The organism is Streptomyces sp. NPDC006602, from assembly GCF_042870385.1.
Taxonomy (GTDB): Bacteria; Actinomycetota; Actinomycetes; order Streptomycetales; family Streptomycetaceae; genus Streptomyces.
On the sequence record NZ_JBIAHG010000007.1, the window covers coordinates 192565 to 211280 of the forward strand.

The 18716-nt window shown below is 69.8% G+C and carries 21 protein-coding genes; 17 read left to right on the forward strand and 4 right to left on the reverse strand.

Annotation, left to right across the window (positions count from 1 at the left end):
* The first annotated feature begins 4 nt into the window (after positions 1–4).
* The 11 genes from lepB (ACFYO2_RS20745) (at position 5) to ACFYO2_RS20795 (ending at position 9485) form a co-directional block, all read left to right on the forward strand.
* Positions 5–745 carry a signal peptidase I gene (lepB, locus tag ACFYO2_RS20745; RefSeq protein WP_388350812.1) on the forward strand — a complete coding sequence of 247 codons (741 nt, stop codon included), beginning with the start codon at positions 5–7 and terminating at the stop codon, positions 743–745.
* A complete protein-coding gene (gene lepB / locus ACFYO2_RS20750; RefSeq protein ID WP_388350814.1) occupies positions 738–1829 on the forward strand; it encodes a signal peptidase I in 1092 nt (363 codons plus the stop codon). The genes lepB (ACFYO2_RS20745) and lepB (ACFYO2_RS20750) overlap by 8 nt, the downstream gene beginning before the upstream one ends.
* Positions 1717–2691: a signal peptidase I gene (gene lepB, locus ACFYO2_RS20755; RefSeq protein ID WP_388350817.1), complete on the forward strand. Its 975-nt coding sequence runs from the start codon at positions 1717–1719 to the stop codon at positions 2689–2691. The genes lepB (ACFYO2_RS20750) and lepB (ACFYO2_RS20755) overlap by 113 nt, the downstream gene beginning before the upstream one ends.
* Positions 2692–2785: 94 nt before the next feature.
* Positions 2786–3562, forward strand: a complete 777-nt coding sequence (lepB, locus tag ACFYO2_RS20760) for a signal peptidase I (RefSeq protein WP_388350819.1) — start codon at positions 2786–2788, stop codon at positions 3560–3562.
* Positions 3552–4076, forward strand: coding sequence for an NUDIX hydrolase (locus ACFYO2_RS20765; protein WP_388350822.1), 525 nt, complete (start codon positions 3552–3554; stop codon positions 4074–4076). The genes lepB (ACFYO2_RS20760) and ACFYO2_RS20765 overlap by 11 nt, the downstream gene beginning before the upstream one ends.
* 56 nt (positions 4077–4132) lie before the next feature.
* The gene (locus ACFYO2_RS20770) at positions 4133–4441 is read left to right on the forward strand and encodes a DUF2469 domain-containing protein (RefSeq protein WP_069765426.1); all 309 of its coding nucleotides are present in this window, start codon (positions 4133–4135) and stop codon (positions 4439–4441) included.
* 88 nt (positions 4442–4529) lie between these two features.
* Positions 4530–4931: a YraN family protein gene (locus tag ACFYO2_RS20775; protein ID WP_388350825.1), complete on the forward strand. Its 402-nt coding sequence runs from the start codon at positions 4530–4532 to the stop codon at positions 4929–4931.
* A 1-nt stretch (position 4932) separates the two neighbouring features.
* A complete protein-coding gene (locus tag ACFYO2_RS20780) occupies positions 4933–6552 on the forward strand; it encodes a YifB family Mg chelatase-like AAA ATPase (protein ID WP_388350828.1) in 1620 nt (539 codons plus the stop codon).
* Positions 6549–7709 (forward strand): DNA-processing protein DprA, encoded by a 1161-nt coding sequence (dprA, locus tag ACFYO2_RS20785; RefSeq protein WP_388350831.1) that lies wholly within the window; start codon positions 6549–6551, stop codon positions 7707–7709. The genes ACFYO2_RS20780 and dprA overlap by 4 nt, the downstream gene beginning before the upstream one ends.
* A gap of 293 nt (positions 7710–8002) precedes the next feature.
* On the forward strand, positions 8003–8845 hold the full coding sequence (whiG, locus tag ACFYO2_RS20790) for an RNA polymerase sigma factor WhiG (RefSeq protein WP_388350834.1): 843 nt from the start codon (positions 8003–8005) through the stop codon (positions 8843–8845).
* An 82-nt stretch (positions 8846–8927) separates the two neighbouring features.
* On the forward strand, positions 8928–9485 hold the full coding sequence (locus ACFYO2_RS20795; RefSeq protein ID WP_388351286.1) for a TetR/AcrR family transcriptional regulator: 558 nt from the start codon (positions 8928–8930) through the stop codon (positions 9483–9485).
* A gap of 121 nt (positions 9486–9606) precedes the next feature.
* On the opposite strand, the gene ACFYO2_RS20800 is transcribed toward ACFYO2_RS20795, so the two are convergent.
* Complete coding sequence (locus ACFYO2_RS20800; protein WP_388350837.1) at positions 9607–10206, reverse strand: murein hydrolase activator EnvC family protein; 600 nt, start codon at positions 10204–10206, stop codon at positions 9607–9609.
* Positions 10207–10478: 272 nt separating this feature from the next.
* On the opposite strand from ACFYO2_RS20800, the gene rpsB reads away from it, so the two are divergent.
* The 6 genes from rpsB (at position 10479) to ACFYO2_RS20830 (ending at position 15801) form a co-directional block, all read left to right on the forward strand.
* Positions 10479–11429: a 30S ribosomal protein S2 gene (gene rpsB / locus ACFYO2_RS20805; protein WP_388350839.1), complete on the forward strand. Its 951-nt coding sequence runs from the start codon at positions 10479–10481 to the stop codon at positions 11427–11429.
* Between the two features lie 97 nt (positions 11430–11526).
* Complete coding sequence (gene tsf, locus ACFYO2_RS20810) at positions 11527–12363, forward strand: translation elongation factor Ts (RefSeq protein WP_388350842.1); 837 nt, start codon at positions 11527–11529, stop codon at positions 12361–12363.
* Between the two features lie 178 nt (positions 12364–12541).
* Entirely contained in the window at positions 12542–13300 is a 759-nt protein-coding gene (pyrH, locus tag ACFYO2_RS20815) for a UMP kinase (protein ID WP_388350845.1), read from the forward strand.
* Between the two features lie 130 nt (positions 13301–13430).
* Positions 13431–13988, forward strand: a complete 558-nt coding sequence (gene frr / locus ACFYO2_RS20820) for a ribosome recycling factor (RefSeq protein WP_388350848.1) — start codon at positions 13431–13433, stop codon at positions 13986–13988.
* The gene (locus ACFYO2_RS20825; RefSeq protein ID WP_388350851.1) at positions 13988–15190 is read left to right on the forward strand and encodes a phosphatidate cytidylyltransferase; all 1203 of its coding nucleotides are present in this window, start codon (positions 13988–13990) and stop codon (positions 15188–15190) included. Before frr ends, ACFYO2_RS20825 begins: the two co-directional genes overlap by 1 nt.
* A gap of 161 nt (positions 15191–15351) precedes the next feature.
* Positions 15352–15801, forward strand: a complete 450-nt coding sequence (locus tag ACFYO2_RS20830; RefSeq protein ID WP_388350854.1) for an SRPBCC family protein — start codon at positions 15352–15354, stop codon at positions 15799–15801.
* 32 nt (positions 15802–15833) lie between these two features.
* On the opposite strand, the gene fxsT is transcribed toward ACFYO2_RS20830, so the two are convergent.
* From fxsT to ACFYO2_RS20845, 3 genes are all read right to left on the reverse strand, one after another.
* Positions 15834–17852: an FxSxx-COOH system tetratricopeptide repeat protein gene (gene fxsT / locus ACFYO2_RS20835; protein ID WP_388350857.1), complete on the reverse strand. Its 2019-nt coding sequence runs from the start codon at positions 17850–17852 to the stop codon at positions 15834–15836.
* Positions 17853–18033: 181 nt separating this feature from the next.
* The gene (locus ACFYO2_RS20840) at positions 18034–18276 is read right to left on the reverse strand and encodes a hypothetical protein (protein ID WP_388350860.1); all 243 of its coding nucleotides are present in this window, start codon (positions 18274–18276) and stop codon (positions 18034–18036) included.
* Complete coding sequence (locus ACFYO2_RS20845; protein ID WP_388350863.1) at positions 18273–18614, reverse strand: DUF6233 domain-containing protein; 342 nt, start codon at positions 18612–18614, stop codon at positions 18273–18275. The genes ACFYO2_RS20840 and ACFYO2_RS20845 overlap by 4 nt, the downstream gene beginning before the upstream one ends.
* Positions 18615–18716: the final 102 nt, after the last annotated feature.

The window sequence follows — 18716 nt, forward strand, 5'->3', positions numbered from 1 at the left end:
CCCGATGGACACCGAAGCACAGCCGACGGAGCGCGACCGCTCCTCCAGCCCTTCCGATGCCGAGGAGATCTCGGACACAGGAGGACCGGAGGACCGGTCGCGTTTCGTGTTGGTGTCGCGAGCCGCCGAGTGGCTACCCGGCGGGCGGATCACCCTGACGCTGCTGGCCTGTCTGCTGTTCCTGCTGCTGCTCGGCAACTTCGTGCTGCAGCCCTTCCAGATTCCCAGCGGATCCATGGAAGGCGGATTGAGGATCGGGGACCGCGTTCTCGTAAATAAGTTGGCGTACCGTTTCGGTGCCGATCCGCAGCGCGGCGATGTCGTCGTGTTCGACGGAACCGGGTATTTCGGGGACGGGGACTACGTCAAGCGCGTTGTGGGGGTCGGGGGAGACCACGTGGTCTGCTGTGACAAGGAGGGGAGGATCGAGGTGAACGGCCGGTCGGTCGACGAGTCGACGTTCCTGTACGCCGGTGACAGCCCCTCCACCGTGCCCTTCGACGTCGAGGTGCCCGCCGGCACCCTGTTCGTCCTCGGTGACCACCGCAGCGACTCCAGCGACTCCCGCGACCACCTGGGCTCACCGGGCGGCGGCATGATCCCCGTCGACGAGGTCATCGGACGGGCCGACTGGATCCTCTGGCCCGCCGGCCACTTCACCCGCCTGCACCGCTCCGGTGCCTACGAGCGCGTGCCCGCCCCGGAGGCGAGCGAGCCGAAACCGGCGGACGGCGCCCATGGGTAACCGCGGCAAACCGCGCGGCGTGTCCGAGAGCGCCGCCGACAACCTGCTGCCCACCGGCTCCCGACGCTCCTTGGGCCCGGCCGGCGGTCGTACCCGCGCCGAGCGGCGCAAGCTCCAGCGCAAGGTCAAGCGGCGTCGCAGGCGCGGAGCGGTCAAGGAGATACCGCTCCTCGTCGGCGTCGCCGTCCTCATAGCCCTCGTCCTGAAGACCTTCCTCGTCCAGGCGTTCGTCATCCCGTCCGGCTCCATGGAGCAGACGATCCAGATCGGCGACCGGGTGCTGGTCGACAAGTTCACCCCGTGGTTCGGCTCCGAGCCCGAGCGCGGGGACGTGGTCGTCTTCAAGGACCCCGGGGGCTGGCTCCAGGACGAGACGACGACCACGAAGAAGGACGACCCCATCGTCGTCAAGCAGGTCAAGGAAGGGCTCACCTTCATCGGTCTGCTGCCGTCCGACGACGAGAAGGACCTCATCAAGCGGGTCGTCGGAGTCGGCGGCGACCGTGTCAAGTGCTGTGACACGCAAGGGCGGGTCACCGTCAACGGCGTTCCCCTGAACGAGGACTATCTGTATCCCGGAAACGCCCCGTCCACGACACCGTTCGACATCACCGTCCCGAAGGGACGACTGTGGGTGATGGGCGACCACCGGGCCAACTCCGCGGACTCCCGCGCGCACCAGAACACCGACTACGGCGGCACGGTCTCCTTGGACTCGGTGGTGGGCCGGGCCAGGGTCATCGCCTGGCCGTTCGGCCACTGGAGCTCGCTGAAGGAGCCGCAAACCTACGCTTCCGTGTCCGACTCGGCGTCCGGGTCGACCGCGGCTCCCCAGATGTCGCTTAGGGTTGATCCCGACGATCCGAACGCATCGATCCGACTCCCGAGCCCTGCGGAACTCCCGCTCGTTATGGGAGTGGTGGGCCTGCGCCGAATCTGGGGCAGGCAGCGGCACAGAGTAAGGAGTTGGCGTGGGGGATGTGGCGGTTGGCGCACGGTCCGGGCACGACGGCGAGGAGCACCGCGGGCGCCCCGCGGAATCAGCCGGCCCGGCCGCGGACAGCGCCGTGACCTCCGGGAGTGACTCCGGGGTGACCAAGGACGGCACGAGGACCGAGGAGACCGGGACGGACGACCAGGGCTCGGGTGGCTCGACCCCCAAGGAGAAGAAGCCGCGCTCTTTCTGGAAGGAACTGCCCATTCTGATCGGCATCGCGCTGGTACTCGCGCTGCTGATCAAGACGTTCCTGCTGCAGGCGTTCTCGATCCCCTCCGACTCGATGCAGAACACCCTGCAGGAGGGTGACCGGGTCCTGGTGGACAAGCTCACACCGTGGTTCGGTTCCGAGCCCGAGCGCGGCGAGGTCGTCGTCTTCCACGACCCGGACAACTGGCTCGCGGGCGAGCCGACGACGGACCCGAACGCGGTGCAGACCTTCCTCAGCTGGATCGGCCTGATGCCGTCCCCGTCGGAGAAGGACCTCATCAAGCGGGTCATCGGCGTCGGCGGCGACACCGTCTCCTGCAAGGGCACCGGCCCGCTGATGGTCAACGGCAAGGAACTGAACGAGCCGTACGTGTACCCGGGCAACACCCCGTGCAGCGACGACGAGGGCGGCCAGTTCACCGTGAAGGTCCCCAAGGGCTCCATCTGGGTCATGGGCGACCACCGGCAGAACTCGCGCGACTCGCGCTACAACCAGAACGACAGGCACAAGGGCATGGTCCCGGTCGACGAGGTCGTCGGCCGCGCCATCGTGAAGGCCTGGCCGATCAGCCGCTGGGGCACCCTGCCGGTCCCGGACACCTTCGACCAGTCCGGCCTGAACACCCAGTCGTCGGCGTCCGCCGCCCTGACGGTCGCGCCGGACGCGCTGGCCTTCGTGGGTGTGGTGCCGGTGGCGCTGTGGCGCCGTCGGAAGATCGCCGTCGCCGTGACCCGCTGAGGTCAAGCCTCGACAAAACCCTCGCGGAGCTTGTGACCTTGGTCGCGGCCGAAGGGCTGACCGGGTCAGGTACCGCCGGGTAGGGTGCGGACCCATGGGTGGCGAGAGCACGACGCGTACGGCCCCGCGCAGCGGCGGCACGGACACAGGCCCGGTGGGCAGCCGGACCGGACAGCGACTGTCCGGACTGGCCGTCGCGCTGGGCCTTGTGCTGTTCCTCGGGGGCTTCGCCTGGGGGGCGGTGGTCTACCGCCCCTACACCGTGCCCACCGGTTCGATGACGCCCACGATCGCTGCGGGCGACCGGGTTCTGGCCCAGCGCGTGGACGGCGGCGAGATACGCCGTGGCGACGTCGTCGTCTTCACGGACAGGAATTGGGTGAGCAACGCGCCCGTGGTCAAGCGGGTGGTCGCGATCGGCGGCGACACGGTGGCCTGCTGCAGCGAGGGCAAGCTGACCGTCAACGGCAAGCAGATCGACGAACCGTATCTGCCGGAGGGCAGCACGGCCGAGATCACGGGCTTTCCGACCGTGACGGTGCCGGAGGGCCGGCTGTTCCTGCTGGGCGACGAGCGAGCGGGCTCCCTGGACTCCACGGCCCACCTCACGGACGCGGCGAGCGGCACGGTGGCCCGGAGCGCCGTGACGGCCCGGGTGGAGGCCGTCGTCTGGCCCATGAACGGCATGCTGGAGCGGCCGACAGGCTTCGAGGCGCTCGGCGCGCTGTCCTCGCCGGGCCCGCTCCGTACGATCGTCGCGCTGATCGTCATCGGGGCCGTGCTCGTCCTCGGCGGTGGCGCGTACGGCCCGGTCGCCAAGCTGCTCGGCGGGCGCTCCCGGACGCGGACGGAGCCGGTCGGTGCCCGCTGAGGCGACGGACGCCGACCGGGACACGTACGAGGGCGGTCTGCGCAAGGTGGCCCGGGTCGTCCTCCTCGATCCCGAGGACCGCATCCTGCTGCTGCACGGCCACGAGCCGGACGATCCGGCCGACGACTGGTGGTTCACACCCGGCGGCGGTCTGGAGGGCGACGAGACACGTGAAGAGGCCGCGCTCAGGGAACTCGCGGAGGAGACCGGCATCACCGAGGTCGAGCTCGGCCCGGTGCTCTGGCGGCGGAGGTGCTCGTTCCCGTTCGCCGGCCGCCGCTGGGACCAGGACGAGTGGTACTACCTGGCCCGGACCACCCAGACGGCCACCGCGGCCACGGGGCTGACCGAGCTGGAGCGGCGCAGTGTCGCCGGAGCTCGCTGGTGGACGTGTCAGGAACTGAGCCGGGCACATGAGACGGTGTATCCGACCAGACTGGCCGAGCTGCTGCGCAGGCTGCTCGACGAAGGTACCCCGGCCGGACCCGTGACCCTGGACACCGAAATCGTCTAGGGGCTGGCGGGACTGGCGCACAATGGTGGGATCGCACGGCTGAAGGGGAACATGCCATGAGCGCCGAGGACCTCGAGAAGTACGAGACCGAGATGGAGCTCAAGCTCTACCGGGAGTACCGCGATGTCGTCGGTCTGTTCAAATACGTGATCGAGACCGAGCGGCGCTTCTATCTGACCAACGACTACGAGATGCAGGTGCACTCGGTCCAGGGCGAGGTGTTCTTCGAGGTGTCCATGGCGGATGCCTGGGTGTGGGACATGTACAGGCCGGCTCGGTTCGTGAAGCAGGTGCGGGTACTCACGTTCAAGGACGTGAACATCGAGGAGCTGAACAAGAACGACCTGGAGCTGCCCGGCGGGTGAGGGGCGGCTGAGGTTCCCCCGCCGGAGTGGCGGAGTTTTCCACAACCGGTGAGTAGTCCACCAAGATCAATTTGGTCGGCCTGTTTGCGTGACGGTTGGCGCCGGAGGTGGTGCCGATATGAACACACATCAGGCACGCAGTGCCCTTGGCAGGTACGGCGAGACGCTGGCCGCGCGGCGGCTGGCGGAGGCCGGGATGACGGTCCTGGAGCGAAACTGGCGCTGCGGCAGGACCGGCGAGATCGACATCGTGGCTCGGGACGGCGACGTCCTGGTCGTCTGCGAGGTCAAGACACGACGGGCCGGGCCCTTCGAGCACCCGATGGCCGCGGTGACACCCGACAAGGCGGTGCGCCTGCGAGGTCTCGCCGAACGCTGGATCCACGCACACGGAGGAGCGCCGCCGGGCGGCGTCCGCATCGACCTGGTGGGCGTCGTCCTGCCCAGCCGCGGCGCGCCCGTGGTCGAGCACGTGCGGGGCGTGGTCTGAGATGGGTTTCGCACGTACGTGCTCGGTGGCGCTCGTGGGCGTCGAGGGCGTGGTGGTCGAGGTCCAGGCCGACCTGGAACCCGGGGTCGCGGCCTTCACGCTGGTGGGGCTGCCGGACAAGAGCCTGACGGAGAGCCGGGACCGGGTTCGGGCGGCGGTGGTCAATTCGGGCGCCTCGTGGCCCCAGAAGAAGCTGACGGTCGGCCTGAGTCCGGCATCCGTCCCGAAGAGCGGCAGCGGGTTCGATCTGGCCATCGCCGCCGCGGTGCTGGGGGCGGCCGAGCGGGTCGATCCGCGGGTGCTTGCCGACATCGTGATGATCGGGGAGGTGGGACTCGACGGCCGGGTGCGGCCGGTGCGGGGCATCCTCCCGGCGGTGCTGGCCGCGGCGGACGCCGGCTACGAGCAGGTCGTGGTGCCGGAATGCGCCGCCGCCGAGGCATCCCTGGTGCCCGGTGTGTCGGTGCTCGGGGTGCGCAGCCTGCGGCAGCTGATCGCGGTCCTCGCGGACGAGCCCGTGCCGGACGAGGAGCCGGACGACGTGGGCCGCCCCGACCCACTCCTCGCTGGCCTGCGCGTACCGGGCACCGGCGCGGCCACCGGGATGCACAGCACGGGTGCCGGACAGCTCGACCACGACCTCGCCGACGTCGTGGGCCAGACCTCGGCGCGCACGGCCGTGGAGGTCGCCGCGGCGGGCGGACATCACCTGTTCCTGGAGGGTCCGCCCGGCGCAGGGAAGACGATGCTCGCGGAGCGGCTGCCCGCCATCCTCCCGCGCCTCGGCCGGCAGGATTCGCTGGAGGTCACAGCGGTGCACTCGGTGGCGGGCCTGCTGCCTCCGGGCAAGCCCCTGATCGACGTCGCCCCCTACTGCGCCCCGCACCACTCGGCGACGATGCAGGCGCTGGTCGGCGGGGGTCCCGGCATCGCCCGGCCCGGCGCGGTGTCGCTCTCGCACCGAGGTGTTCTGTTTCTGGATGAAACACCCGAATTCAGCAGTCGGGCCCTGGACGCCCTCCGGCAGCCCCTGGAGGCGGGGCATGTCGTGATCGCACGCAGTGCGGGCGTCGTGCGCTTCCCGGCGAGGTTCCTGATGGTGCTGGCGGCCAATCCCTGCCCGTGCGGCCGCTTCTCGCGGACGGACGACCTGTGCGAGTGCCCGCCCTCCTTGATCCGGCGCTACCAGGCCAGGCTGTCCGGCCCCCTGCTCGACCGGGTCGATCTGCGGGTCGAGGTGGACCGGGTCACCCGCGCCCAGCTGACCGAGCGCGGCGCCCGGGGCGAGTCCACGGCCACGGTGGCCGACCGGGTCCGGGAGGCCAGGGAACGAGCGGTGGCCCGGCTGGCCGGTACGCCGTGGCGCACCAACAGCGAGGTTCCCGGACGCGAGCTGCGCAGCCGCTGGAGTGCCGTACCCGGCGCCATGGACGACGCGGAGCGGAACCTGGAGCGGGGCGTGCTGACCGCTCGCGGGATCGACCGCGTGCTGCGTGTGGCCTGGACCGTCGCGGACCTCGTCGGTCACGACCGTCCCGACGCGACGGACGTCGCCCTGGCGCTGCAACTGCGCACGGGAGTGCCGCGGGGTGTCCCCATGGCCATCGGAGCGCTGACGTGAGCGTCGACGACGAGCCGGACGGCGAGCTGGTCGGACGCGTCTTCCTCGCCCGGGTCGTCGAGCCCGGTGACGAGGTCGCCGGGCGGTGGGTTCGGGAGTACGGGGTGGGGGAGGTGGTCCGGCGGTTGCGGGGAGGTGGGGTGCCGTTTCCGGGGGTGAGCGACAAGCGGTGGACCGGGTTGCTCGGACGGGCGGCGGCGGCCGAGCCCGCGCGGGATCTCGCAGTAGCTCAGGAGGCCGGTGTGCGGTTCGTGCGTCCGGGTGACGCCGAGTGGCCGGGGCAGCTCGACGACCTGGGAGACGCGCGGCCCGTGGGGCTGTGGGTGCGCGGAAGGCCCAGCCTGCGGATGTGGGCGCTGCGGTCGGTGGCCGTCGTGGGCGCCCGCGCCTGCACCGAGTACGGCGCCCACATGGCGGCCACCCTCGCCGCAGACCTCGCCGAGCGCGGCTGGGTCGTGGTGTCCGGCGGTGCCTACGGGGTCGACGGCGCCGCCCACCGCGGTGCCCTCGGCGCCGGCGGCGCCACCGTCGCCGTACTCGCCTGCGGAGTGGACCGGCCCTACCCGCGCGGACACACCCAGTTGATCACCAGGATCGCGGAACAGGGGCTGGTGATCGGGGAGTTGCCGCCCGGCGATCACCCGACGCCGAGCAGGTTCGTGCTGCGGAACCGGGTGATCGCCGCGCTCACCCGGGGCACGGTCGTCGTCGAGGCCGCCCATCGCAGCGGTTCGCTGGTGACGGCACGTGCGGCCCAGCGTCTGGGCCGACACACCATGGGCGTGCCCGGACCGGCCACCAGCGGCCTCTCGGCGGGTGTGCATGAGCTGCTGCGCGGGGACGCGGTGCTGGTCACGGACGCCGCGGAAGTCGTCGAACTCGTCGGCGACATGGGGGAGCTGGCGCCGGACCGGCGGGGGCCCGTGCTGCCACGCGATCTTCTCGACGCCGCCGCCCGGCGGGTCCTGGCCGCGCTGCCAGGGCGCAGGGCGGCGACACCGGACGAGATCGCGCGCGGCGCGCTGACGACCCGGGACGACGCGATCGCGAGACTGTACGAACTCCGATCACTTGGTTACGTCGAACGACACGGCGACGGCTGGAAGTTGACACGCCAGGCGATGATCTCCGCGGACGGTGGTGGACGCGGGTATTGACCGAGCGTGTTCGGCCGTCCGGGGGAAACCTGATGCCCTTGGAAATTCCCGCAGTTGGCGGCGTCCGGTGATCACGTAGAGCGACGGGTGTGACTCGGCGGGGCGCCCAGCGGAACGTATCTGCGCATGGCCGGAGGCACGTAGTTCGCTCACCGCGACACTTCAGTCACGCTACGCTCACGTGGATTCCGACATCAGGCAGGCGAAGACAGGCGACTCGGCACCAGAACGACATCAGCCCGACAGCTCACCCAGGAACCCCCACTTCACGGCAGAACGGCACAAGGCGACGAATGCCCCAGCACACCTCCGGGTCCGACCGGGCGGCGATCCCCCCAGCCGCCCGCGACGGTGGCAGCGTGCGGCCGCCCGCTCCCTCGACACTCGACGAGCTGTGGCGGTCGTACAAGGCGACGGGGGACGAGCGGCTGCGCGAGCAGCTGATCCTGCACTACTCACCGCTCGTGAAGTACGTGGCGGGACGGGTGAGCGTCGGGCTGCCGCCCAATGTGGAGCAGGCGGACTTCGTGTCGTCGGGGGTCTTCGGGCTCATCGACGCGATCGAGAAGTTCGACGTCGACCGGGAGATCAAGTTCGAGACGTACGCGATCACCCGGATCCGGGGCGCGATGATCGACGAGCTGCGGGCGCTGGACTGGATCCCGCGGTCCGTGCGGCAGAAGGCGCGCAACGTAGAGCGGGCGTACGCCACGCTGGAGGCGCGGCTGCGGCGGACACCGAGCGAGGGGGAGGTCGCCACCGAGATGGGCATCGGGGTCGACGAACTCCACGCCGTCTTCAGTCAGTTGTCGCTGGCCAACGTGGTGGCGCTGGAGGAGCTGCTGCACGTCGGCGGTGAGGGCGGCGGCCGGCTGAGCCTCATGGACACGCTGGAGGACACCGCCGCGGACAATCCCGTGGAGGTGGCCGAGGACCGGGAGCTGCGGCGGTTCCTGGCGCGGGCGATCAACACGTTGCCCGAGCGGGAGAAGACCGTGGTCACGCTGTACTACTACGAGGGGCTCACGCTCGCCGAGATCGGGAACGTGCTGGGGGTGACCGAGAGCCGGGTGAGTCAGATCCACACCAAATCGGTGCTCCAGCTGCGGGCCAAGCTGGCGAGTTTCGGCCGCTGAGGCGGTGGAGCCGGGGAGCCACTCCCGTCGGCGGTGGTCCGTCCGTAGAGTGGTTGACGTGCCAAGGATTAGAGCGGCCTCCGTGGCCGAGCACCGGTCGATGCAGCGAGCCGCCCTGCTGGACGCGGCTCGTTCCCTGTTGTCCGAGGGCGGGACGGAGGCGCTGACCTTCCCGGCCCTGGCCGAGCGGACGGGGCTCGCGCGGTCGTCCGTGTACGAGTACTTCCGGTCGCGGGCCGCCGTGGTCGAGGAGCTGTGCGAGGTCGACTTTCCCGTCTGGGCTGCGGAGGTGTCGGCGGCGATGGAGCGGGCCGGGACGCCTGAGGGCAAGGTCGAGGCGTATGTGCGGCAGCAGCTGGCGTTGGTCGGGGATCGGCGGCACCGGGCTGTGGTGGCGATCTCCGCGAGTGAGCTCGACGCGGGGGCTCGGGAGAAGATCCGGGCCGCGCACGGGGGACTCGTGGCGATGATCGTCGAGGCGTTGGGGGAGATGGGGCACGAGCAGCCTCGGATGGCGGCGATGTTGTTGCAGGGGGTTGTGGACGCGGCCGTGCGGCGGATTGAGCTGGGGGCGGCGGAGGAACCTGCGGTGATTACCGAGGCCGCGGTTTCCATGGCACTGCGGGGTGTCCAGGGCTGAGGCCGAATGTGGGCGGGGGTGGGTCGCGCAGCCCGGTGCTGACCGGTGCCGCTGCGCCCACCCGTGCCGCCCCAGCGGCACGACTGCCCGCAGCTGCGGAGGTGCCCGCTTGCTGGTTCGGTTACGAGGGCGTCGGTAGACCGATCACTGGCAACAGTCGTGACGGGCCTCGATGTAGTAGCCAGGGTGGCAGCAGCGACAGCGGGTTCAGGTAGGTCCCGGCTCTTTTCAGGCCCCAGTGCAGGCACGTGCTCGTGCAGTGGGAGCCCGTCGGTTCGACCGTGCCCACCGGCTCGCCCGCTGCCAGCTCGTCGCCCTTCTTCACCGAGGCCCGGACCGGCTCGTATGTCGTCCGGAGTGGTGGGGCGCCCGTTCCCGGCAGTTCCACCGCGATGACGCCCTTGCCCGCCACCCGGCCCGCGAAGGACACCCGGCCCGCCGCGACCGCTCGTACCGGTGTGCCGGGAGCGGCCCCGAGGTCGATGCCTCGGTGGCCGCGGCCGTATGGCGTCGCGGGGGGTTCCCAGCCGCGCAGGACCGGGGGGCGGTCGCCCACGGGCCAGGTACGGCCGAGGGGCGGGACGGAGGTGTCCGTGGCCGCCGGGCCCAAAGGGGTCGGCCGGCTGGTCGACGGGGGCGTGCAGGTCAGCACCGCCGCCGTGAGAAGCAGCAGCAACCCCGTCCACGCACCCACACATCGCGTACATCGCATCGCTCGCATGCGAGAACCGTCCCGCACCCGCCTCGATCGCGGCCTGGACCTGTGGACCACTCCCGGGTTGTGGACAGCGGCGTCACCCGGTACCTCCCGGGTCCCGTACACTTCTTCTGGCGATCCGGGTCACCGGGTCGACTTCGCACGCCCCGACATCAGGCCGTCAAACAGCCGGTGTCAGCGCCTCTCGGTCCCTAGCGGCACGGCGCATCGCGGGCGTCAGGAGCGAGTGCCATCCGGCACCCGCGGCACAACCGAGAACACCAAGGAGAACGGCCATGGCCGTCGTCACGATGCGGGAGCTGCTGGAAAGCGGCGTCCACTTCGGTCACCAGACCCGTCGTTGGAACCCGAAGATGAAGCGGTTCATCTTCACGGAGCGCAACGGCATCTACATCATCGACCTGCTCCAGTCGCTGTCGTACATCGACCGCGCCTACGAGTTCGTCAAGGAGACCGTCGCCCACGGCGGCACGGTCATGTTCGTCGGCACGAAGAAGCAGGCGCAGGAGGCCATCGCCGAGCAGGCCACCCGCGTCGGCATGCCCTACGTCAACCAGCGCTGGCTGGGCGGCATGCTCACCAACTTCTCGACCGTCTACAAGCGTCTGCAGCGCCTCAAGGAGCTCGAGCAGATCGACTTCGAGGACGTCGCCGCGTCCGGTCTGACCAAGAAGGAGCTTCTCGTGCTCTCGCGCGAGAAGGCCAAGCTGGAGAAGACCCTCGGTGGTATCCGCGAGATGTCCAAGGTGCCCAGCGCCGTCTGGATCGTGGACACCAAGAAGGAGCACATCGCGGTCGGCGAGGCCCGGAAGCTCAACATCCCGGTCGTCGCCATCCTCGACACCAACTGCGACCCCGACGAGGTCGACTACAAGATCCCGGGCAACGACGACGCGATCCGCTCCGTCACGCTGCTCACCCGTGTGATCGCCGACGCGGTCGCCGAGGGCCTCATCTCCCGCTCCGGTGTCGCCACCGAGGGCAAGGGCGACAAGGCCGCGGGCGAGCCGCTGGCCGCGTGGGAGCGCGACCTGCTCGAGGGCGAGAAGAAGGCCGACGAGGCCGAGGCCCCCGCCGCTGCCGAGGCTGCAGCCGAGGCCCCCGCCGCTGAGGCTCCGGCCGAGGAGGCCGCTGCTGAGGCTCCGGCCGAGGCTGCCGCCGAAGCCCCCGTCGAGGCCGAGGCCCCCGCCGCCGAGGCCCCCGCCGCGGACGCCGAGCAGGCCTGACCCTCACACACCTTCGGGTTCTGGACGGCGGGGGCCCACGAAGCCCCCGCCGTCCGGCACCGGTAGATCTTCAGACTTCGAGAGAGATTCCAGAATCATGGCGAACTACACCGCCGCCGACGTCAAGAAGCTCCGCGAGCTCACCGGCGCCGGCATGATGGACTGCAAGAAGGCGCTGGACGAGGCCGAGGGCAACGTCGAGAAGGCCGTCGAGGCGCTCCGCATCAAGGGCCAGAAGGGCGTCGCCAAGCGCGAGGGCCGCTCCGCCGAGAACGGCGCCGTGGTCTCGATCATCGCCGACGACAACTCCTCCGGCGTTCTCGTCGAGCTGAAGTGCGAGACGGACTTCGTCGCCAAGGGTGACAAGTTCCAGGCCGTCGCCACCACGATCGCCGAGCACGTCGCCAAGACCGCCCCGGCCGACCTCGAGGCCCTGCTCGCCTCCGAGATCGAGGCCGGCAAGACCGTCCAGGCGTTCGTGGACGAGGCCAACGCCACCCTGGGCGAGAAGATCGTCCTGGACCGCTTCGCGGCGTTCGCCGACGGCTTCGTGACGGCGTACATGCACCGCACGATGCCCGACCTGCCGCCGCAGATCGGTGTCCTGGTCGAGCTCGACAAGCCCAACGCCGAGATCGCCAAGGGCGTCGCCCAGCACATCGCCGCCTTCGCGCCGAAGTACCTCTCCAAGGAGGACGTGCCGGCCGAGGTCGTCGAGTCCGAGCGCCGCGTCGCCGAGGAGACCACCCGCGCCGAGGGCAAGCCCGAGGCCGCCCTGCCGAAGATCGTCGAGGGTCGCCTCAACGGCTTCTTCAAGGACGCCACGCTGCTCGGTCAGCCGTACGCGCTCGACAACAAGAAGTCCGTCCAGAAGGTTCTGGACGAGGCGGGTGTCACCCTGAAGCGCTTCTCGCGCATCAAGGTCGGCATCTGAGTCCGTACCGCGATCGACGGGCGACCCCGATAGGGTCGACAGCAGTCGTCCGCGTACGCCGCCACCTGTGTGTGGCGGACGACAGCAGATCTGACGAGGAGGCCATTGCCGCGCATGGGATGCGAACCACACCCCGCCGGCAATGGCCTCCTCGTATGTGCACCATGAGGAGAACGCCATGACCACCAAGGCCCAGAAGAGCGACGACGGCAAAGTACGCGGGCGGTTTCTGCTGAAGCTGTCCGGAGAGGCGTTCGCCGGTGGCGGGGGCCTGGGCGTCGACCCCGATGTGGTGCACAAGATCGCCCGCGAGATCGCGGCGGTCGTGCGGGACGGCGCGGAGATCGCCGTCGTCATCGGCGGCGGCAACTTCTTCCGCGGTGCCGAACTGCAGCAGCGTGGCATGGACCGGGCCCGCTCGGACTACATGGGCATGCTCGGCACCGTCATGAACTGCCTCGCCCTTCAGGACTTCCTGGAGAAGGAGGGCATCCAGTCCCGGGTGCAGACCGCCATCACCATGGGGCAGGTCGCCGAACCGTACATTCCGCTGCGCGCCATCCGGCACCTGGAGAAGGGCCGCGTGGTCATCTTCGGCGCCGGTATGGGCATGCCGTACTTCTCCACCGACACCACCGCCGCCCAGCGTGCCCTGGAGATCGACGCCGAGGCGCTGCTCATGGGCAAGAACGGCGTGGACGGGGTCTACGACTCCGACCCGAAGACCAATCCCGACGCGGTCAAGTTCGACGCCCTCGGCTACGGCGAGGTCATCACGCGCGACCTCAAGGTCGCCGACGCCACCGCCGTCACGCTGTGCCGCGACAACAAGCTGCCGATCCTGGTGTTCGAGCTTCTGGCCGAAGGCAATATCGCGCGCGCCGTCAAGGGTGAGAAGATCGGCACGCTGGTGGGTGACCAAGTCAGCCAGGGCTGATGACCCTGACCGGGGGATGGACAATGTCCCGCCGGTCGGGAACCGTGCAAAAGGAAGACGCGACGCAGCCGGCCGCCGCCCCGTCAAGGAACCGCAGCCGGGCCTACTTCAAGACACGCAGGAGCAAGTGGTGATCGAAGAGACCCTCCTCGAAGCCGAGGAGAAGATGGAGAAGGCCGTCGTGGTCGCCAAGGAGGACTTCGCCGCGATCCGCACCGGCCGTGCGCACCCGGCGATGTTCAACAAGATCGTGGCCGACTACTACGGTGCGCTGACGCCGATCAACCAGTTGGCTTCGTTCTCCGTGCCGGAGCCGCGCATGGCGGTCGTGACCCCGTTCGACAAGAGCGCGCTGCGCAACATCGAGCAGGCGATCCGGGACTCCGACCTGGGCGTCAACCCGAGCAACGACGGCAACATCATCCGGGTGGTGTTCCCCGAGCTCACCGAGGAGCGCCGCCGCGACTACATCAAGGTCGCCCGGAGCAAGGCCGAGGACAGCAAGGTCTCCATCCGCTCGGTGCGTCGCAAGGCCAAGGACGCCATCGACAAGCTGATCAAGGACGGCGAGGTCGGCGAGGACGAAGGCCGCCGTGCGGAGAAGGAGCTCGACGACACCACCCACAAGTACGTCGCCCAGGTGGACGAGCTCCTCAAGCACAAGGAAGCGGAGCTGCTCGAGGTCTGATGAACGACTCTTCCTGGGGGCCGCCGCCACAAGCCGGGTACTGGGGGCCGTCCGAGCAGGGGCCGGTCCAGGGGGCTGCCCCGCCGGGTCCCGCGTACGATGCGCATGACGCGCAGCACACTCGGCCCATGCCCATCGCGCCCGACGTACCCGCACACGGCGGAGACCAGGATGACGACCGGGGGGCCGCTCGGCTGAGCGGCCCCTTGTTCCGCGACGAGACGCCGCAGCCGCCGTACGACGTACGGCAGTCGCAGCAGTACGACCCGCCGCAGGCCCCGTCCTACGGCCCTTACGACATGCCGCAGACGCCGTCCTACGGGACGGTGCCGCAGAATCCGGAGCCCATGCCCGACTCCTCGCAGCCGGCGTCCGCGCCGCAGAAGAAGAGCGCGGGCCGCGACCTGAGTGCGGCCATAGGGGTCGGTGTCGGCCTGGGCGTGGTGATAGTCGCGTCGCTGTTCTTCGTCAAGGCCGTGTTCGTCGGCGTGATAGCGGTCGCCGTCGTGGTGGGCCTGTGGGAGCTGACCAGGCGGCTGGAGGAGCGCAAGGGCATCAAGGCGCCCCTCGTTCCGCTCGCGCTCGGCGGCGCGGCCATGGTCGTCTCCGGGTACGTCCGGGGTGCCGAGGGCGCGTGGGTCGCGATGGCGCTGACCGCGCTGGCCGTCCTGGTCTGGCGGATGACGGAACCGCCGGAGGGCTACCTCAGGGACGTCACCGCGGGCGTCTTCGCGGCCTTCTACGTCCCGTTCCTGGCCACGTTCGTCGCCATGATGCTCACCGCCGACGACGGCCCGCGCCGCGTGCTGACGTTCCTGCTCCTGACCGTCGTCAGCGACACCGGGGCGTACGCCATCGGCTGGCGCTTCGGCAGGCACAAGCTCGCCCCGCGCATCAGTCCCGGCAAGACCCGCGAGGGTCTGGCCGGCGCGGTGAGCTTCGCCATGGTGGCGGGCGCGCTCTGCATGGAGTTCCTGATCGACGACGGCACCTGGTGGCAGGGCCTGCTGCTGGGCTTCGCGGTCGCGGCCAGCGCCACGCTGGGCGACCTCGGCGAGTCGATGATCAAGCGGGACCTGGGCATCAAGGACATGGGCACGCTGCTGCCGGGGCACGGCGGCATCATGGACCGCTTGGACTCGCTGCTCCCGACGGCTCCGGTGGTCTGGCTGCTGTTCGTCGTCTTCGTCGGGTCCGGCTGAGGTGATCTTCGTCGGGTCCGGCTGACCGGCGTACGTCGTTTTTCGTAGGGCCCCCGCTTCGGTGGGGGCCCCACGTGTTCCGGGTGATGGCCTCCGCGGTCGCCAAGTGGGACGATTCCGGTGTAAGCCCGCAAATGGGTTCACCGTGGAAGGAGGGCGCGATGTCCGCCATCCGAGAAGTGATCGACGTCGACTGCAGCCCCGACGACGTCTACGCGTATGTCACGGACCCCTCTCACCTGCCGGACTGGCAGCTGAGCGCGGTCTCCGCACAGCGGCTCGACGAGGGTCCGCTGCACGAGGGCTCCCGGGTCCGGGTCACCCGGCGTATCGGCAGCCGCGAGATGCCGATGACCGTGGAGTTCACCGAGATGGTCGCGCCGCTCAGCTGGGGTCTGCACGGTGTCGACGGTCCCGTCAGGCCGCGCGTCCACGGCGAGATCGAACCGCTCGACGAGGGCCGGCGCTCCCGCGTGACGATCGACATCGACTTCGAAGGTCACGGCCTCGGCAAGGTCCTCGTTCCTCTCGTCGTCCGCCCGCAGCTCCGCAAGGAACTGCCGCGCGACGAGCGACTGCTCAAGGACCGGCTGGAGCACCCGATGGCTTAGGCCGGCCAAAAGCGCGTTGTGAGGCGGCGTGGTCAACGTAGCTGGTTGACCAGAGCGAATGCCTCCTCGGTCTTGGGGTGGGTCTCGCCCAGTCGGGTGCGCAGGATCTGCGCACCTCGGTGCGCGAGGTCCGCTGCGGTCGGGTCGTTCAACGTGTGCAGGGTCCGGGCCTTGAGCAGCAGGACGTACCCGATGTACAGGTGGTCCGGCGCGTAAACGGCCTCGCGGATCCGCAGCGCCCGCGAGATCAGCGGCAGGGCCGTGGCGTGGTCGCCGAGGTCGAGGTGGACGTTCGCCAGTGCGATCAGGTCGAAGCTCACGTACGGGTCGACCGGCCCGTACGCCGCCTCGTCGATCTGCAGCGCCCGCTCGGCCAGCGGCTGCGCCGCCCTGTGTTCACCGAGCAGGCACAGTGTCCGCGCGAGCGTCGCCAGGTCCGTCGCGATGACGGGACTGTCCGCCGGCAGGCAGGACTCGTGCAGGCGCAGCGCGCGTTCCACCAGCGGGCGTGCCCTCTCCGGCGCGTCGAGGTCCCGGTGGATGTGCGCCAGGGTGATCAGGTCGAAACCGACCTCCGCATCCCGGCCCTCCAGCGACTCGTCGATCGCGAGGGCACGTTCACACAGGGGCAGCGCCACCGAGAAATCCCCGATCTGGATGAGGAACTCCGACGCCAGCCTCAGCAGCACCGCCGTCTGCGCCGCGCACTCGGCCGGGGGATCGTCCTTGGTCACGGCGATCACGTGCGGGAGCAACTCCTGCCAGCGCGGCCGGGCATCCGCGTCACCGTGGATGTCGTGCGGCACGGCCGCGAGCAGCGCACTGCACAGCTGGACCCGAGCCTCGGTGTGCACCTCGTCCGGCATCGGGGCCCGGACGGCGGCCTGAACCAGCCGGTGCAGCACCAGGGACGCGTTCTCGCGCCTGGCGAGACCCAGACCGGCCAGGGCGCCGACCGTCGTGTCCCACGCCAGCGGGTCGGCTGCGGCTCCGTCCAGCATGTCGGGGCTGCCGGTGAACAGATCCAGCGGGATCGGCTCCGGCGCCAGCAGAGCGCACAGTTCCAGCAGCCGCACCGCCTGGGGCTGTTCCGTCACCAGCCTGTCCACACTGAGCTGCCACAGGGTCGCGACCACCACCCTCGGCCGATCGGCCAGCTCGCCCTGCGCGATCATGTCCTCCAGTCGCGACGTCAACAGAGTCAGGTACTCCTGGGGCGGCGTGCGGTTGAAGCCCATGTATCCGGCCGCCTGTTCCAACGCCAGTGGCAGGTCCCCCAGTTGCTCGGCGATCCGGTCCGCCATCGCCTCGGTCATGTCGGGCACCCGCCGGACCAGCAGCGCCACCGACTCCTGCCGGGTGAACTCAACCAGGTCGATGACGTCGGCTCTGCTCGACCAGCCACTCACCCTGGTCGTGACGATGACATGACCGTTGTTCCCGAGGCCGGCCGACGGCAGCGCGTGTGTGAGCGTGCCCGGTTTCTCCCCGTTGTCGAAGATGATCAGCCAGGGCCTGCGGTCCAGCAACTTGCCGTACACCCGTGGGAAGGCCTGGTCGGAATTCACGTCCGTCAGCCCCAGCTCCCCGGCCAGCGATACGAACTGCGACGCCACCAGATCGGGGTCCTCGGCGTTCACGAACGCGACGAATCGGTACTTCGGCAGATAGCGATAGGCGTACTCGATCGCGAGCTGGGTCTTGCCGACGCCACCCATCCCCTGCACGACCAGCGTCGCGACGTCGTTCCCCGAGGTGAGGCGCTGCCGCACCTCCCGCAGCGCGGCGTCGCGGCCGGTGAAGTTGATGTTGCGCGACGGCAGCCGGTACGGCTCGAGCGCGAGCGGATCCTGCGGACGGTCACGGCGCGGCGCCTGCCACAGCCCGATCAACGCCAGTGGTATCAGGACGAGGAGCACCACCCACGGGTGGACGCGCACAAAGTCGAGCGGGCCCGGCCAACGGCTCTGGCCGGATGCCGCGTTGAAGGCAAGACTGCCGACGAACAGCACGAGCAAACCGGCCACCGCGCTGGGAAGCGTTCGCCACATGGCTCCCTCTTCGATACGACGGCGACCACGAAACGAGCAACAGCCGGTGTGATCTTATCCCGGGAGCCACACCGCCCGAGGGGAATCGGCCAACGTCAGCGGATCGGCAGCACGGCCTGCGACGCCGACCGAAGAGACCGAACCCGACTCCTGTCAGGAACGGCGCCGGCCTGTGGCGCTGTCAATCAGCACCGTATTGGTGGGGTCGGTCGCCCTGCCATTCCACCCAGTGCGGATCGTCCAGCAGCTCCCACGCGTCCGACAGGCCCGCGCGGCGCAGAAACTCGACCAGGTCGGCGTCGCTGTGAGCGAGGCCGGCGAACTGGGCACGGATCGACACCCGGCGGCCACCGGTGTCCGCCACGCGATGCACGACGACGGGTGCGGTGCCCTTTCCCTCGCATTGCGCCTGTTCGCGGTTCACAACACACCGAGGTCGGTGTCGGGCCGGCAGTAGGGGCACACAGTGACGCCGTCTTCCGTAATCGCTCGCAGGGCCTGCTCGCGTGCCAGTGGTTTCGTGTTCTTGCCGGCCATGCCGCAGTCGCTTGTGTGGACGGCGTCGGGGGTCGGCTTGCCGCCCGCTCGCCGCGTCGCGAGCTTCCACCCGGGCGTGACCGAGGGCAGAGTGCGCGCGGTACGGGCAGCGGCAATCTCCTGCCGCTCCAGCTCGGCGATGGTGTCGTCAGTGCGGCGCAGCTGCCAGACCAGCCATTCGCGGACGCTGCGCAAGCGATCCAGGCGAGACACTTTCTCGTACACGCGTTCGATTCTAGTCCCAGGTGTGGCTCTTGTGACAGCGCACCACCCGAGCGGCATGGCTTGGGGCCCAGGTCACATGATTCGATCTGCGACACTGGTACA

Bases quoted from the DNA above. Each gene is read 5' to 3' on its own strand.
- lepB (WP_388350812.1), top strand. From the start codon at position 5: ATGGACACCGAAGCACAGCCGACGGAGCGCGACCGCTCCTCCAGCCCT.
- lepB (WP_388350814.1), top strand. From the start codon at position 738: ATGGGTAACCGCGGCAAACCGCGCGGCGTGTCCGAGAGCGCCGCCGAC.
- lepB (WP_388350819.1), top strand. From the start codon at position 2,786: ATGGGTGGCGAGAGCACGACGCGTACGGCCCCGCGCAGCGGCGGCACG.
- ACFYO2_RS20770 (WP_069765426.1), top strand. From the start codon at position 4,133: ATGAGCGCCGAGGACCTCGAGAAGTACGAGACCGAGATGGAGCTCAAG.
- ACFYO2_RS20780 (WP_388350828.1), top strand. From the start codon at position 4,933: ATGGGTTTCGCACGTACGTGCTCGGTGGCGCTCGTGGGCGTCGAGGGC.
- whiG (WP_388350834.1), top strand. From the start codon at position 8,003: ATGCCCCAGCACACCTCCGGGTCCGACCGGGCGGCGATCCCCCCAGCC.
- ACFYO2_RS20800 (WP_388350837.1), bottom strand. From the start codon at position 10,206: ATGCGAGCGATGCGATGTACGCGATGTGTGGGTGCGTGGACGGGGTTG.
- rpsB (WP_388350839.1), top strand. From the start codon at position 10,479: ATGGCCGTCGTCACGATGCGGGAGCTGCTGGAAAGCGGCGTCCACTTC.
- tsf (WP_388350842.1), top strand. From the start codon at position 11,527: ATGGCGAACTACACCGCCGCCGACGTCAAGAAGCTCCGCGAGCTCACC.
- pyrH (WP_388350845.1), top strand. From the start codon at position 12,542: ATGACCACCAAGGCCCAGAAGAGCGACGACGGCAAAGTACGCGGGCGG.
- ACFYO2_RS20825 (WP_388350851.1), top strand. From the start codon at position 13,988: ATGAACGACTCTTCCTGGGGGCCGCCGCCACAAGCCGGGTACTGGGGG.
- ACFYO2_RS20830 (WP_388350854.1), top strand. From the start codon at position 15,352: ATGTCCGCCATCCGAGAAGTGATCGACGTCGACTGCAGCCCCGACGAC.
- fxsT (WP_388350857.1), bottom strand. From the start codon at position 17,852: ATGTGGCGAACGCTTCCCAGCGCGGTGGCCGGTTTGCTCGTGCTGTTC.